This is a genomic window from Rhizobium sp. BT-226 (assembly GCF_025847085.2).
GTDB lineage: Bacteria > Pseudomonadota > Alphaproteobacteria > Rhizobiales > Rhizobiaceae > Rhizobium > Rhizobium sophorae.
Genome location: NZ_JAOYTI010000001.1, coordinates 1,434,868 through 1,450,576, shown reverse-complemented (window position 1 = coordinate 1,450,576; position 15,709 = coordinate 1,434,868). Strand labels below are relative to the sequence as shown.

General features: G+C 61.9%; 13 protein-coding genes. 10 read left to right on the top strand and 3 right to left on the bottom strand.

Annotation, left to right across the window (positions count from 1 at the left end; all coding sequences use genetic code 11):
- From OIU37_RS07350 to OIU37_RS07335, 4 genes are all read left to right on the top strand, one after another.
- Complete coding sequence (locus tag OIU37_RS07350; RefSeq protein WP_180694537.1) at positions 1-822, top strand: ABC transporter permease; 822 nt, start codon at positions 1-3, stop codon at positions 820-822.
- A 1-nt stretch (position 823) separates the two neighbouring features.
- Positions 824-1,567 (top strand): aspartate/glutamate racemase family protein, encoded by a 744-nt coding sequence (locus OIU37_RS07345; protein ID WP_264256854.1) that lies wholly within the window; start codon positions 824-826, stop codon positions 1,565-1,567.
- Between the two features lie 4 nt (positions 1,568-1,571).
- Positions 1,572-2,183 (top strand): flavin reductase family protein, encoded by a 612-nt coding sequence (locus OIU37_RS07340; protein ID WP_164070108.1) that lies wholly within the window; start codon positions 1,572-1,574, stop codon positions 2,181-2,183.
- Between the two features lie 88 nt (positions 2,184-2,271).
- Positions 2,272-2,769, top strand: coding sequence for a heme-degrading domain-containing protein (locus tag OIU37_RS07335; protein WP_168309929.1), 498 nt, complete (start codon positions 2,272-2,274; stop codon positions 2,767-2,769).
- A 27-nt stretch (positions 2,770-2,796) separates the two neighbouring features.
- Here the strand turns inward: OIU37_RS07335 and OIU37_RS07330 are convergent, their stop codons facing one another.
- Entirely contained in the window at positions 2,797-4,056 is a 1,260-nt protein-coding gene (locus OIU37_RS07330; protein WP_180694539.1) for an AGE family epimerase/isomerase, read from the bottom strand.
- Positions 4,057-4,226: 170 nt separating this feature from the next.
- Here OIU37_RS07330 and metH point away from each other — a divergent pair, with 170 nt between their 5' ends.
- Positions 4,227-8,000 carry a methionine synthase gene (gene metH, locus OIU37_RS07325; protein ID WP_264256850.1) on the top strand — a complete coding sequence of 1,258 codons (3,774 nt, stop codon included), beginning with the start codon at positions 4,227-4,229 and terminating at the stop codon, positions 7,998-8,000.
- A 132-nt stretch (positions 8,001-8,132) separates the two neighbouring features.
- Here the strand turns inward: metH and OIU37_RS07320 are convergent, their stop codons facing one another.
- Both OIU37_RS07320 and OIU37_RS07315 read right to left on the bottom strand, forming a co-directional pair.
- Positions 8,133-8,897: a GntR family transcriptional regulator gene (locus OIU37_RS07320; protein WP_171604111.1), complete on the bottom strand. Its 765-nt coding sequence runs from the start codon at positions 8,895-8,897 to the stop codon at positions 8,133-8,135.
- Positions 8,894-9,778 carry an N-acetylglucosamine kinase gene (locus OIU37_RS07315; RefSeq protein WP_180694541.1) on the bottom strand — a complete coding sequence of 295 codons (885 nt, stop codon included), beginning with the start codon at positions 9,776-9,778 and terminating at the stop codon, positions 8,894-8,896. Before OIU37_RS07315 ends, OIU37_RS07320 begins: the two co-directional genes overlap by 4 nt.
- Before the next feature lie 528 nt (positions 9,779-10,306).
- Between OIU37_RS07315 and OIU37_RS07310 the strand changes: the two genes are divergently transcribed.
- From OIU37_RS07310 to OIU37_RS07290, 5 genes are all read left to right on the top strand, one after another.
- A complete protein-coding gene (locus tag OIU37_RS07310) occupies positions 10,307-11,566 on the top strand; it encodes an ABC transporter substrate-binding protein (protein ID WP_180694542.1) in 1,260 nt (419 codons plus the stop codon).
- A 218-nt stretch (positions 11,567-11,784) separates the two neighbouring features.
- Positions 11,785-12,732, top strand: coding sequence for a carbohydrate ABC transporter permease (locus tag OIU37_RS07305; protein ID WP_180694543.1), 948 nt, complete (start codon positions 11,785-11,787; stop codon positions 12,730-12,732).
- A 9-nt stretch (positions 12,733-12,741) separates the two neighbouring features.
- Positions 12,742-13,581, top strand: coding sequence for a carbohydrate ABC transporter permease (locus OIU37_RS07300; RefSeq protein WP_180694544.1), 840 nt, complete (start codon positions 12,742-12,744; stop codon positions 13,579-13,581).
- Positions 13,578-14,636 (top strand): Gfo/Idh/MocA family protein, encoded by a 1,059-nt coding sequence (locus OIU37_RS07295; RefSeq protein WP_180694545.1) that lies wholly within the window; start codon positions 13,578-13,580, stop codon positions 14,634-14,636. The genes OIU37_RS07300 and OIU37_RS07295 overlap by 4 nt, the downstream gene beginning before the upstream one ends.
- A gap of 10 nt (positions 14,637-14,646) precedes the next feature.
- The gene (locus OIU37_RS07290) at positions 14,647-15,648 is read left to right on the top strand and encodes an ABC transporter ATP-binding protein (protein WP_171604106.1); all 1,002 of its coding nucleotides are present in this window, start codon (positions 14,647-14,649) and stop codon (positions 15,646-15,648) included.
- Positions 15,649-15,709 lie beyond the last annotated feature (61 nt).

Below are 15,709 nucleotides of genomic sequence, written 5' to 3'. Positions count from 1 at the left end.
ATGAGCCACGAAAAACGCGGCCTTGAATTCTATCTGCTGGCGCTCTTCTTCATCATCTTCGTGCTGTTCCTCTACGGGCCGCTTTCGGCAATCCTGATCCTCTCCTTCCAGGGGCCAGACGGCGGCCTGACCTTCCCGATGAACGGCGTTTCCACGCACTGGTTCTTCAACCTGTTCGAAAAGCAGGCGGTCGGCGATTTCGGCGCCTCGTTCCGTCGCTCCTTCACCCTCGGGCTGATGGTGATGGTCGTGACCGTCGTCGTGTCGCTGCTTGCCGGCCTTGCCTTCCGTCGCCGTTTCCGCGGTTCGACTGCGCTGTTCTACGCCACGGTCGCAAGCCTCGTGGTGCCGTCGATCATCATATCTCTCGGCATCGGCGTCGTCTTCCAGCAGGGAGGCTTGAAGCCCGCCTGGTATTCGTCGGCCTTCGGCGCTCATCTCACCTGGACGCTGCCCTTTGGCGTGCTGATCATGTTTGCCGTCTTCAACCGCTTTTCGCCGGCCTATGAAGAGGCGGCGCGCGATCTCGGCGCCAGCTCCTGGCAGACGTTCCGCCATGTCGTGCTGCCGATGATCGCGCCGAGCCTCGTCGGCGTCGGCCTGTTCGGCTTCACGCTCTCCTATGACGAATTCGCCCGCACGCTGATGACATCAGGCACCTACAACACGCTGCCGCTCGAAATCTACGGCATGACCACCAATGTCACGACGCCGGTGCTCTATGCGCTCGGCACGGTGACGACGCTGTTTTCCTTCACCATCATTCTCATCGCGCTCGGCATCATGACGATGCTCAGCCGGCGGCAGGCAAAGATAGACTGACATGCGCATCCTCATCGTCAATCCGAACACCACGGCCTCCATGACCGAGAAGGCCGCCACCGCCGCGCGAGCGGTGGCGGCATCCGGCACGGAGATCATCGCGGCCACCTCGCGCATGGGGCCGGTTTCCATCGAGGGGCATTACGACGGGGCCTTAGCGATCCCAGGCCTGCTCGCCGAGCTTAAGGAGCGGCAGGGTGTGGGCTACGACGCGGCTATTATCGCCTGTTTCGACGATACCGGTCTCGAAGCGGCGCGAACCTTTGCCGATGTGCCGATCCTCGGGCTTTGCGAATCCGCCGTGGTGACGGCGGGCTTCCTGGCGCAACGCTTTACCGTGGTGACGACGCTGGAGCGCTCGCGGGTGCTGATCGACAATCTGGTGCGCCGCTACGGCATGGGCGACCGCGCCAAGGTGCGCGCCTCCGACATCCCGGTGCTGGAGCTCGAAGATGCGGCCTCGGGCGCGATCGGCAAGCTCAGAGCCGAGATCGAGCAGGCGCTTTTAGAAGACGGCGCCGAGGCGATCGTGCTCGGTTGTGCCGGCATGACCGATCTGGCGCGCGAGCTGCAGGAAATCTATGGCGTACCTATCGTCGATGGCGTCGCCGCCGCCGTCAAGCAGGCTGAAGCGCTGGTGTCGCTCGGGCTTTCCACCAGCAAGCGCGGCTCCTATGCTTCGCCGCTGCCGAAACCCTTCACCGGGGCGATGAGCGGTTTTTCGCCGGTCCTGAAGGTCGGCTGAACCGATGGCCGTTTCCTTCGATTTCAAACAGCTCACCGAGCGCGAACGCTACAAGCTGATGATCGGCACGATCATTCCGAGGCCGATCGCACTAGTGACGACGGTCGATGAGAACGGCCGGATCAACGCCGCGCCCTTCAGCTTCTTCAACTGCCTTTCGGCCGATCCGCCGATCCTTGCGATCGGGGTCGAGAACAATGCCGACATGTCGTTCAAGGACACCGGCCACAATATCCGCATGACCGAGGTGTTCACGGTCAATATCGTCTCCTTCGCGATCGCCGAGGCAATGCATGTCTGCGGCGCCAAATATCCGCGCGGCGTCGACGAGTTAAAGGAAGCGGGGTTGACGGCGATGCCGGGTGAGAAGGTCGCCTCGCCCTTCATAGCCGAGGCGCCGGCCGCCTTCGAATGCAAGCGGCACGTGACGCTGGAGCTCGGCCGTTCGCGGCAGATCGTCATGGGCGAGATCGTCTATGCGCATTACCGCGACGGGGTCGTCGATCCTGAACGACTGCATGTCGACCCGGCTGCGGTCGATGCCATTGCGAGGCTTGGCGGCGATACCTGCGCCACCATCCGCGACCGCTTCGAGATGCTGACGCCGAAGCTCTGACATCGGGGGTAGGCCCAAGTTTTGCTTTACTTTTTCTCTTCTGATGAGAATGGTCTGCAGCGGATCATTGCAGGAGAGGGCGCCCATCATGACAATCGAGAACGATCTCAGCCGGATCGCGGAGCAGGAGAAAGCGCTGAGCTTCGACGCCTTCGACCTGACGACGGCATGGCAGCTCGGCAAGCTCCTGCAGGAGCTTGCCACCGAGCGCGGCCTCGGCATCGCGATCGACGTGACCCTGCATTCGATGCCCGTTTTTTATGCGGCACTCCCGGGTGTGACACCCGACAACGTCAACTGGGTCCGCCGCAAGCGCAACATGGTGCTGCGTTATTTCCGCAGCAGCTATGCCTCCGGCCTGAAGCTGCAGAAGGACGGCAAGACGGTCGAGGATAACGGGCTTTCCGGCGCCGACTATGCGCCGCATGGCGGCAGTTTCCCAATCAACGTCAAGGGTATCGGCTGCATCGGTGCGGTCACCGTCTCCGGCCTGCCGCAGCGTGACGACCATAATCTCGCCGTCGAGGCGCTGGCGCTGATGCTGGCGAAGGATCTGGATACTCTGCGGCTCGCCCCGCCGCTCTGAGCGAGCGCGGCGCTGGACTCCTCAATCTTAGAGCTTGCCGCCGGCCTCGGCGATACCCTTCGTCAGGCTGCCCGTGGCCGGGAAGAGCGGGATGAGGCAGGCCTGTAGGGCGTGGTAGATATCGCCCTTGCCGGGGAACAGCGAGTGCGAGGGAACGAGATCTTCCGTCAGCTCCTCGTGCCAACCGCCGTTCTTGTGGTCGATGAAGGCGCGCTCGATCACGTTCCAGATCTTGCGGTAGCTTTCCTCATGGAAATCGCTCGGCAGGTGCTCGTTGAGGAAATGTGCAGCAGCCGCACCTTCGCAGGCTGGCCACCAAAGTTTGTTGCGCTTGGCGGGCTTGTCGTCCCAATCGAGCGTGTAGAAGAAGCCGCCCTTGTCGTTGTCCCAGCCGAGCGCCATGGATTGCGCAAAGAGGGCCTTGGCCGCATCCGGCATCCATTCGATCCGTTTGCCGCCGAGCGCCCAGAGCTGCAGGATCAGGCGGGCCCATTCCAGCCAATGGCCGGGCGTCGTGCCGGCCGGGCGGAACATTTCGTTCGGATGATAGTAGGTCTTGTCGAGCTTCCATTCGGCGTCGAAATGCTCGGCGACGCGCCAGTCGACCGAACCGGCCGCGCGGCGGATGACGAGGTCGGCGATGCTTTCGGCCTTGGTTAGATATTCCCTGTCGCCGGTGGCCTCGAAGGCCGCCATCAGCGCTTCGGTCAGGTGCATATTGGAGTTCTGGCCGCGATAGGTGCCGCCATCGAGCGGCTGCCAGTCGGCCGTGAATTCCTCCGCGATCGCGCCGTGTTTCGCCTCCCAGAACTTCGTGTTGAGGATCTCGGTGATATCGGCCAACATGCCGTCGGCAAGCGGATGACCGATCGTTTTTGCGGATGAGGCGGCGAGCAGCACGAAAGCATGGCCATAGCCCTGCTTGTTGGAATCAACGGGACCATCATTGTTGAGCGACCAGAAATAGCCGGCATTTTTCCGGTCGCGGTGATGGTTCCAGATATAATCCATGCCGTGGTCGACGACATCGGCAGCGCCGGGGCGGCCGAGCAGGGCGCCGATCGAGAAGCAATGCACGGCGCGCGCCGCGATATGGATGCCGCGAATCTGGCCCTCGGCGTCGAGAGGCCTGCCTTCGTCGTCGAGATCGTAGAAGCCGCCCTTGGGATTGACCGAATTGTGCTGGAAAAAATCGAAGAGACCGTTCGCCTGGTTAAGCAGCCAGCCGCGATGATAGGCGCGGGTCGTCCAGTTTCCAAGCACGGCGTTGCCGGTTGCGGGTGCCATAATGCTCCTCCGATTTCGTGCACAAAGCGTTGTAAACGCCTATATAGGCGTCGTGCGAGTCTGTCATCCGGCGAGATTTGCAAAGCACGAAATCGATAGGCATATATTGACATAAAGATATCTTTATGTGATTTGGACTATCTGGTCTTATGACGTCAAGGAGCCTTCCCGTGTTTGACAATCTCTTTGGTCCGGAAACGGGCAAGCGTGACGGCAGTGAAGTTTTCGCAGCTTTGAGACAAGCCGCGAGCGAACGCATCCTTGTTCTTGACGGCGCCATGGGCACGCAGATCCAGGGGCTTGGCTATGATGAAGACCAGTTCCGCGGAACGCGCTTCATCGGCTGCGCCTGTCATCAGAAGGGCAATAACGACCTTCTGATTCTGACCCAGCCGGACGCGATCGAAGAGATCCATTACAGATACGCCAAGGCCGGCGCCGATATTCTCGAGACCAACACCTTCTCCTCGACCCGCATCGCGCAGGCCGACTACGAGATGGAAGGTGCGGTCTACGACCTTAACAAGGAAGGTGCAGAGATCGTGCGCCGGGCAGCACAGCGCGCCGAGCGTGAGGATGGCCGCCGCCGCTTCGTCGCCGGCGCCATCGGGCCGACCAACCGCACCGCGTCGATCTCCCCCGACGTCAACAATCCCGGCTTCCGCGCCGTGACCTTCGACGATCTGCGTTCGGCCTATGGCGAGCAGATCGACGGACTTATCGACGGCGGCGCCGACATCATCCTGATCGAGACCATCTTCGACACGCTGAACGCCAAGGCAGCGATCTTCGCCTGCGAGGAGCGCTTCGAAGCCAAGGGCGTGCGCCTGCCTGTGATGATCTCGGGCACGATCACCGACCTTTCCGGCCGCACGCTGTCCGGCCAGACGCCGTCGGCCTTCTGGAATTCCGTGCGCCATGCCAATCCCTTCACGATCGGGCTCAACTGCGCGCTCGGCGCCAATGCGATGCGCCCGCACCTGCAGGAGCTTTCGGGTGTTGCCGACACCTTCATCTGCGCCTATCCGAATGCCGGCCTGCCGAACGAGTTCGGCCAGTACGACGAAACGCCGGAGCTGATGGCGGCGCAGATCGATGGCTTCGCCCGCGAGGGCCTCGTCAACATCGTCGGCGGCTGCTGCGGCTCGACGCCCGAGCATATCAAGGCGATCGCCGAGACCGTCGCCAAGTACAAGCCACGGCCGATCCCCGAGCATCGCCCCTTCATGTCGCTGTCGGGTCTCGAACCCTTCGAGCTGACCAAGGACATTCCCTTCGTCAATGTCGGCGAGCGCACCAACGTCACCGGCTCGGCCCGCTTCCGCAAGCTGATCACCAATGCGGATTTCACCGCAGCGCTCGATGTCGCCCGCGACCAGGTCGAGAACGGCGCGCAGGTGATCGATATCAACATGGACGAAGGCCTGATCGATTCCGAAAAGGCGATGGTCGAGTTCCTCAACTTGATCGCTGCCGAACCCGACATCGCGCGTGTGCCTGTCATGATCGACTCGTCGAAGTTCTCGATCATCGAATCCGGCCTGAAGCGCGTGCAGGGCAAGCCGATCGTCAACTCGATCTCGCTGAAGGAAGGCGAGGAGAATTTCCTCGCCCAGGCGCGGCTGCTGCACAATTATGGTGCCGCCGTCGTCGTCATGGCCTTCGACGAGACGGGGCAGGCGGACAGCTACGAGCGCAAAGTGGAAATCTGCACGCGCGCCTACAAGCTGCTGACCGAAAAGATCGGCTACCCGCCCGAGGATATTATCTTCGATCCGAATATCTTCGCGGTCGCGACCGGCATCGAAGAGCACAATAATTACGGCGTCGACTTCATCGAGGCGACGCGGACGATCCGTGAGCGCATGCCGCTGGTGCATATTTCGGGCGGCGTCTCGAACCTGTCCTTCTCGTTCCGCGGTAACGAGCCGGTGCGCGAGGCGATGCATGCCGTGTTCCTCTACCACGCCATTCAGGCGGGCATGGACATGGGCATCGTCAATGCCGGCCAGCTTGCCGTCTACGACAACATCGATCCCGAGCTGCGCGAGGCCTGCGAGGACGTGGTGCTGAACCGCCGACCTGACGGCACCGAGCGGCTGCTCGAAGTGGCAGAGAAATTCCGTGGCGGCGCGGCACGCGAAGGCCGGGTCCAGGATCTTTCCTGGCGCGAATGGAGCGTCGAGAAGCGTCTCGAGCATGCGCTGGTCAACGGTATCACCGAATATATCGAGGCCGATACCGAGGAAGCACGCCTGCAGGCCGCGCGGCCGCTGCACGTCATCGAAGGGCCGCTGATGGCCGGCATGAATGTCGTCGGTGACCTCTTCGGCTCGGGCAAGATGTTCCTGCCGCAGGTGGTCAAGTCGGCGCGCGTGATGAAGCAGGCGGTCGCCGTGCTGCTGCCCTACATGGAAGAGGAAAAGCGCCTCAACGGCGGCGATGAACGCCGGTCTGCCGGCAAGATCCTGATGGCGACGGTCAAGGGCGACGTGCACGATATCGGCAAGAACATCGTCGGCGTCGTGCTTGCCTGCAACAATTACGAGATCGTCGACCTCGGCGTCATGGTGCCGGCGACGAAGATCCTCGAAACGGCCATTGCCGAGAAGGTCGACGTCATCGGCCTTTCCGGCCTGATCACGCCGTCGCTCGACGAGATGGTGCATGTTGCCGCCGAGATGGAACGCCAGGGCTTCGAGATCCCGCTGTTGATCGGCGGAGCGACGACCAGCCGCGTGCATACGGCCGTGAAGATCCATCCGGGCTACAACAAGGGGCAGACGGTCTACGTTACCGATGCGAGCCGCGCCGTCGGTGTCGTCTCGGCACTGCTGTCGCCGGAGACACGCCAGGGTTATGTCGACGATATAAGAGCCGAATATGCCAAGGTGGCGGCCGCCCATGCGCGCAGCGAGGCCGAGAAGGTGCGCCTGCCGCTGCCGCGGGCTCGCGAGAATGCGCACAAGATCGACTGGTCGGGCTACCAGCCGACGAAGCCGCAATTCTTCGGTACGCGGGTGTTCGAGGATTACGATCTGGCCGAGCTTGCCAAATACATCGACTGGACGCCGTTCTTCCAGACCTGGGAGTTGCGCGGCCGCTACCCGGCCATTCTCGAAGACGAGAAGCAGGGCGAGGCGGCGCGTGCGCTCTGGGCCGATGCGCAGGCGATGCTGAAGAAGATCATCGACGAGAAGTGGTTTCGCCCGCGCGCGGTCATCGGCTTCTGGCCCGCAGGCGCTGTCGGCGACGACATCCGGCTGTTCACGGACGAGAGCCGCAGCCAAGAACTCGCCACCTTCTACACGCTGCGCCAGCAGCTTTCCAAGCGGGACGGGCGGCCGAATGTGGCGCTCTCCGATTTTGTGGCGCCGGTTTCAAGCGGTGTTCAGGACTATGTCGGCGGCTTCGTGGTGACGGCAGGTATCGAGGAAATCGCCATCGCTGAGCGTTTCGAGCGGGCGAACGACGATTATTCCTCGATCCTCGTCAAGGCGCTGGCCGACCGCTTCGCCGAAGCTTTTGCCGAGCGTATGCACGAGCAGGTACGACGCGAATACTGGGGCTATGCCAAGGACGAGACGCTCAGCAAGGAGGATCTCATCACCGAAGCCTATACCGGCATCCGCCCGGCGCCCGGTTATCCTGCCCAGCCTGACCACACCGAGAAGGCAACGCTGTTCAAGCTGCTCGACGCTGAAAAAGCGGCCGGCGTGAAGCTGACGGAGAGCTATGCGATGTGGCCGGGCTCCTCGGTCTCCGGCCTCTATATCGGCCATCCCGACTCCTACTATTTCGGCGTTGCCAAGGTGGAGCGTGATCAGGTGGAAGACTATGCCAAGCGCAAGGGCATGGAGGTTTCCGAAGTCGAGCGCTGGCTCGGGCCGGTGCTGAACTACGTGCCTCGCAAGACGGAAACCGAGATCGAGGATGCGGCGTAACCAGCCGTTTGGCCTCTTCCGCTGATAAAGTGATTCAAGAAACGAGGAAGCCGGAAAGTGATTCACTTTCCGGCTTCATGCTTTGAAAATCAAGAAGATTTTTCTGTTGAATCGGTGATGTCGGCTTTGCGGTCAAGTCACCGCGATCGTCAGCTCCGCGACGAAATCGTAGGCGTCGCCGCGATAGAGCGAGCGGGTGAATTCCACGGCGCGGCCGGAGCCGAGATAGGAGATGCGCTCGATCGACAGGCCGGCGGCGCCGACGGAGACGCCGAGAAGCTGGGCGTCGGCTTCCTTCATATTGGTCGCCGAGATGCGCTGCACTGCGCGCACCGGGCGGACCTGGCGGCGTTCGAGTTCGGCATAGAGCGAATTGGTGACGGCGGAGGGATCCGGCAGAAATTCGCCGGAGACGCTGGCATTCTCGATCGCCAGCGGCTGGTCGTCGGCGATGCGCAGGCGGGAGAGGCGCGAAACCTTTACGTCAGCGGCGAGGCCGAGGATCATCATCTCGTCGGGCGAGGGAGTGTGGATGCCCTTATGCAGCCATTCGGAGCGCGAGGACATGCCGCGGCGCGCCATGTCCTCGGTGAAGGAGGTGAGCTGCGACAGGCGCTGCTCGACCTTGGAGACCGGCTTGGCGACGAAGGTGCCCGAGCCGTGGCGGCGCACCAATAGGCCGTCGGCGACGAGTTCGTCGATCGCCTTGCGCACGGTGACCCGGCTGACGGCGGCAAGTTCGGCGATGTCGCGCTCCGGTGGCAGCGCATCGCCATGGCCGAGCGTGCCGGTGCGCACCGCCTCTTCGAGCGTGCGGCGCAGCTTGACATAGAGCGGGCCTGTGCCGGCCGCCTGCAGGCGTTCCAGGGACAGGATTGTGGCGAGATCGTCGGTCATGCCGCACCTCTCTGCTGATCGTTCAGAAGCTTGACCGCAAGTTCCACCGCACCCTGCAGGGCACCCCCCTTCGGCTTGGCAAGCCGTGACCTGTAGCGTTCGGAAAGCCAGGGCTCGTAGGCTCCCGCAAGGCCACCGAGCAGGCAGATCGACGGGCATTCGGACCAGAGCAGCGCTTCAAGGCTTTCGCCGATCGCCGTTGCCGCATCGGTGACGATGCCGGCGGCAACGACATCGCCCTTGGCGGCATGTTCGAAGACAACAGGCGCATAACGGGCAAAATCCGTCGGTCTTGCCGAATGCGCGAATTCGACGATGCGCTCGGGATCATTGCCATATTCGGTCATGACCGCGTCGGTAATCGGCGATGCTGGGCGCACGCCATCATGGGCAAGCAACGATCGCTCCAGGAGGTCGCGGCCGAGGCGGGCGCCGCTTGCCTGATCGCCGACGACGAAGCCCCAGCCGCCGATGCCGTTCAGCCGGCCATCCCTGCGGGCATTATAGACCGAGCCGGTGCCGAAGGCGCCGACGATGCCATCAGCATCGCCGAGCGCGCCCTGCAGGGCGATCAGCGCATCAGTGACGACGCGGCCTTCGGCAAAGGGCAGGGCCTTTTCGATTCGCTGGCCGTAATCCGTGACATTGGCGCCGGCGACACCGACGACTGATACAACAGAGGAGATTGTTTCAGCGGCAATTCCGGCATCGCGCAGCGCCTGCCGGGCGGATTCGACGATATTGAGAAGAGAGTTCTCCAGATCGGACAGGATGTTGGCCGGGCCTGATTTGCCACGGCCGACGATATTGCCGTTTCTGTCCGCGACCGCGGCCCGGCAGCTCGTTCCGCCGCCATCTATGCCGATTGCAAGCTCCGTCATCGGACCTCCGAATACGCCGTTCCCACTTGTTTTGAATACAATACCAAAAAAATACCATTTACCAAGTGGGAATGGTTGAGAAAATTCATCTTTTTATCGTATTGATTTTACTTGATAAAATTTTTTAATGAATTTTTGACAGCCAAAAAGTTAAATTCGGCTGGACAATTGGTATTTTTTTGGCCTTAATTCGACAAAAGGGAACAGCGTTTCGAAGCCCACGAAACCGGCAATAAAGCCAAAGCCGGAACCGCTTCGGGAATGATTGCCAGAATGCCGTCGGCCTGTCGGGCCGGCGTTGGAATTCAGGCATCTATCGGCTTTCCCATCATTTCGGCGCGTCCGGTGCAGGTCACCGGCAAGGCGCACAGTCCGGCCGCAGGCGATTCGCCTTTGCGTCCATCGAGCTTTCGGGGCCGGCAGTCGCTGGCGGCCCTCCAAGGGGCGTTGGGTGTTGCCTCAGGCACCCCAATTGCTTGTTTCAGATCGAGATCGGCGCCTTCAGGCGCTTTAAAACAGGAGAGGGAAATGAAAAACACTGCTCTGAAAAGCCTGCTGCTTGCCTCCAGTCTGCTGAGTTCAGCGGGTCTCGTCCATGCCGCCGACGTCACGCTGACGGTCGAAAGCTGGCGTAACGACGACCTGCAGATCTGGCAGGAAAAGATCATCCCGGCCTTCGAAGCGAAGAACCCGGGCATCAAGATCGTCTTCTCGCCGACCGCGCCGACCGAATACAATGCCTCGCTGAACGCCAAGCTCGATGCCGGCTCCGCAGGCGATATCATCACCTGCCGTCCGTTCGACGCCTCGCTCGAACTTTTCAACAAGAAGCAGCTCGTCGATCTCACCAGCCTGCCGGGCATGGAGAACTTTTCGCCCGTCGCCAAGGCCGCCTGGACGACCGACGACGGCAAGTCCACCTTCTGCGTGCCCATGGCTTCGGTCATCCACGGTTTCATCTACAACAAGGATGCCTTCGACAAGCTTGGCATAGCCGTGCCGAAGACGCAGGACGAGTTCTACGCAGCGCTCGACAAGATCAAGGCCGACGGCACCTATATTCCGCTCGCCATGGGCACGAAGGACCTCTGGGAAGCCGCCACCATGGGCTACCAGAACATCGGCCCGAATTACTGGAAGGGTGAAGAGGGCCGCGAGGCCCTGATCGCCGGCAAGCAGAAGCTGACCGACCCCGAATGGGTCAAGCCCTATGAAGAGCTCGCCAAGTGGAAGCCTTATCTCGGCGACGGATTCGAAGCGCAAACCTACTCCGACAGCCAGAACCTCTTCACGCTCGGTCGCGCCGCCATCTATCCGGCCGGTTCGTGGGAAATCGCTCTGTTCAATACCCAGGCTCAGTTCAAGATGGGCGCCTTCCCGCCGCCGGTTCCGAAGGCTGGCGACACGGGCTACATCTCCGACCATCCGGATATCGGTGTTGCCCTGAACGCAAAGAGCACCCATGCCGAGGAAGCCAAGAAGTTCCTCAGCTGGGTCGCTTCGCCGGAGTTCGCCGATATCTACGCCAACTCGTTGCCAGGCTTCTTCAGCCTGAACTCCACCCCGGTCAAAATGTCCGATCCGCTCGCTCAGGAATTCGTTTCCTGGCGCGGCCCGTACAAGTCGACGGTGCGCTCGACGTACCAGATCCTGTCGCGCGGCACCCCGAACCTCGAAAACGAGACCTGGGTCGAATCGGCCAACGTCATCAACGGCACGGATACGCCGGCGGTTGCTGCCGAGAAGCTCCAGAAGGGCCTCGACAGCTGGTACAAGCCGGCCAAGTGATGTGATCGAGGGGCGGCGTCTGCTGCCCCTCATCCGGCCTGCCGACCACCTTCTCCCCGCTTGCGGGGAGAAGGAGACTCGCAGCGACCTCCCAGCCCGATATGGCATCTCAGCAGGGCGTGTTCCCTCTCTTCCCAGGTGGCAGAGAGTTAGGGTGAGGCGCAACGTTTTCCACCTGAGCTGCCCTTGCAGCCAGTCGACAAGAACAGGCAAAAGCCATGAGCGAAACCGACAACGCGGCTGATATCGTCCCGATCAAGCGCCCGGTGCGCTGGCACATTTTCGTCTTCATGCTACCCGCCCTGATCATCTATTCCGCCGTCATGGTGCTGCCGCTCATCGAAACTCTTCGGCTCTCGCTCTACAATACGGTCGACGGGCAGCCGGCCTTCGTCGGACTGGCGAATTTCAAGGTGCTGTTCGGCGATGCGCGCTGGGCGCGCGATTTCTGGAATGCCCTCGTCAACAACCTGATCTTCTTCGCCATCCACATGTGCGTGCAGAACCCGATCGGCGTGGCGCTGGCCGCGCTGCTTTCGGTGCCGAAGCTGCGTGGCGTCGCCTTCTACCGCACAGCGATGTTTCTGCCGACGCTCCTGTCCTTCGTCATCGTCGGCTTCATCTGGAAGCTCATCCTTTCGCCGATCTGGGGCGTGGCGCCCTGGATGCTCGATCTCATCGGCTTGAAATTCCTGTTCGCGCCTTGGCTCGGCCAGTCCGGCCCGGCGCTGATCGCGGTGTCGCTGATCTCCAACTGGCAATATATCGGCATTCCGATGATGCTGATCTATGCGGCCCTTCTGAGCATCCCCGAGGAAGTGATCGAGGCGGCCGAATGCGACGGCATTACCGGCTGGGCTCAATTCTGGAAGATCAAGCTGCCGCTTATCCTGCCGGCGATCGGCATTATCTCGATCCTGACCTTCGTCGGTAATTTCAACGCCTTCGATCTGATCTACACCGTGCAGGGGGCGCTTGCCGGACCTGACATGTCGACAGACATTCTCGGCACGCTGCTCTACCGCACTTTCTTCGGTTTCCAGCTTCAGCTCGGCGACCGCTCGATGGGGGCGACGATCGCCACAGTGATGTTCCTCATCATCCTCGCCGGCGTCTCGCTTTATCTCTTCGTCATCCAGCGGCGCATGCGTCGCTATCAGTTCTGAGGAGCGCGCATGTCCAAGGCACGCACATCTCCCATCCGCACCGGCCTCGTGCATCTGGCCCTGAGCGCCTATACGCTGGTCGCGCTGTTTCCGGTGTTCCTGACCATCATCAACTCGTTCAAGGATCGCGCCTCGATCTTCCGCGAGCCGCTGATGATCCCGACGCCGTCGACCTTCAGCCTCGTCGGCTATCAGACGGTGCTCGGGCAGGGCGATTTCGCCACCTATTTCCAAAACAGCTTCATCGTCACGATCGTCTCGATCCTGCTGGTGCTGCTGTTCGGGGCCATGGCCGCCTTTGCGCTTTCCGAATACCGTTTCCGCGGCAATACGCTGCTCGGGCTCTATATGGCGATCGGCATCATGATCCCGATCCGCCTCGGCACGGTGGCGATCCTGCAGGGCATGGTGGCAGCCGGCCTCGTCAATACACTGACGGCGCTGGTCCTCGTCTATACCGCGCAGGGCATACCGCTGGCGATCTTCATCCTGTCGGAATTCATGCGCACGGTTTCGGACGATCTGAAGAATGCCGGGCGCATCGACGGGCTTTCCGAATATGCGATCTTCTTCCGCCTGGTGCTACCGCTGGTGCGCCCCGCCATGGCGACGGTCGCCGTCTTCACCATGATCCCGATCTGGAACGATCTCTGGTTCCCGCTGATCCTGGCGCCTTCGGAGGCCACCAAGACGGTCACGCTCGGCTCGCAGATCTTCATCGGCCAGTTCGTCACCAACTGGAATGCGGTGCTGGCGGCGCTGTCGCTGGCGATCCTACCGATCCTCGTCCTCTACGTCATCTTCTCGCGGCAGCTGATCCGCGGCATCACGTCAGGAGCCGTCAAGTGACCGAAAAACCGATCCGCGTGCTCGTTGCCGGCCTCGGCAATATGGGCCGCAGCCATGCGCTCGCCTATCACAACAATCCAGGCTTCGAGATCGTCGGTCTCGTCAACCGCTCGACGCCGGAGCTGGCGGCCGAGCTGCAGGGCTACACGATCCATCCCGACTTCGCGACGGCGCTGGCCGAGCTGAAGCCGGACCTCTGCTCGATCAACACCTATTCCGACAGCCATGCCGATTATGCCGTCGCCGCCTTCGAGGCCGGCTGCGATGTCTTCGTGGAAAAGCCGCTGGCAACCACCGTCGCCGACGCAGAGCGCGTCGTCGCGGCGGCCAGGAAGGCGGGGCGCAAGCTGGTGATCGGTTATATCCTTCGCCATCACCCTTCCTGGATGAAGCTGATCGAAGAGGCGCGCAAGCTCGGCCCGCCTTACGTCTTCCGCATGAACCTCAACCAACAGTCCAGCGGCCCGACCTGGGCGACGCACAAGTCGCTGATGCGCACGACCTCGCCGATCGTTGATTGCGGCGTGCATTATGTCGACGTCATGTGCCAGATCACCGACGCGAGAGCCGTCGAGGTGCGCGGCATGGGGCTGCGCTTGTCCGACGAGATCGCTGCCGACATGTATAATTACGGTCACCTGCAGGTGCTGTTCGAGGATGGCTCCGTCGGCTGGTACGAGGCGGGCTGGGGGCCGATGATTTCGGAAACCGCCTTCTTCGTGAAAGATGTGATGTCGCCGAAGGGTGCGGTGTCGATCGTCATGGATCCGAACGCCAAGTCCGATGATATCGACACGCACACCAAGACCTCGGTGATCCGCTTGCACACGGCCGAGACCGGCCCGGACGGCAAATTCATCCGGCCCGACCAGGATATGACTATGGAAGGCGAGCCCGGTCATCAGGCGCTCTGCGACCTGGAACAGGCCTTCATGCTGAGGGCGATCCGCGAGGATCTCAACCTCGACCGCCATATGGCGGATGCGGTGGCGTCGCTGCGCATCTGCCTTGCCGCCGACGAGAGCGTGCGCACCGGCCAGCCGGTCAGATTATAAGGAAAGACCCGTGGGATCGCTTCAACTCAAATCCATCCGCAAGACCTATGGCACGCATGAGGTGCTGAAAGGCATCGACCTCGAGGTCAAGGACGGCGAATTCGTCATCTTCGTCGGGCCGTCGGGCTGCGGGAAATCGACGCTGCTGCGCAGCATCGCTGGCCTTGAAGACGTCACGTCAGGCGCCGTCGTCATCAATGGCCGCGATGAGACGCTGACGCCGCCGGCCAAGCGCGGCATCGCCATGGTGTTCCAGTCCTACGCGCTCTATCCGCATCTGACGGTCAAGGACAATATGGGGCTCGGTCTCAAGCAGGCCGGCACCGCCAAGGACGAGATCGAAAAGCGCGTCGCCAAAGCATCCGGCATGCTCTCGCTGGAACCCTATCTGGGGCGGCGGCCGGCAGAGCTCTCCGGCGGCCAGCGCCAGCGCGTCGCCATCGGCCGCGCCATCGTGCGCGAACCGGAGCTCTTCCTGTTCGACGAACCGCTGTCGAACCTCGATGCGGCGCTGCGCGTCCAGACCCGCCTCGAAATCGCCCGGCTGCACCGGAGCCTGAAGGCAACGATGATCTATGTCACCCACGACCAGGTCGAGGCGATGACGCTTGCCGACAAGATCGTGGTGCTGAATGCCGGCGCGATCGAACAGATCGGTTCGCCGATGGAACTCTACAAACGACCGGCCAATGTTTTCGTCGCCGGTTTCATCGGCTCGCCGCAGATGAATTTCATCGCGGCCGAGAAGGTCGGCGATCACAGCGCCAAGACGATCGGAGTGCGTCCCGAACATTTGACTCTGTCGCGCGAACACGGGACTTGGGCTGCGAAGGTCGTCCATGTCGAGCATCTCGGCGCCGACACGATCATCTATCTGGAATCCGATCAGTGCGGCCTGCTGACCGCGCGTCTTTTCGGCGAGCACCAGTATGAGCCGGACGAGATCGTCTATGCGACGCCGGACCAGGGGCACGTGCATCGTTTCGATGTAGACGACCAGGCGATCCGCTGAGCGCATGATAGAACGAAAAGCCCCGTGTTGCGGGGCTTTTCACTTCCCGTCGACGTGCAAG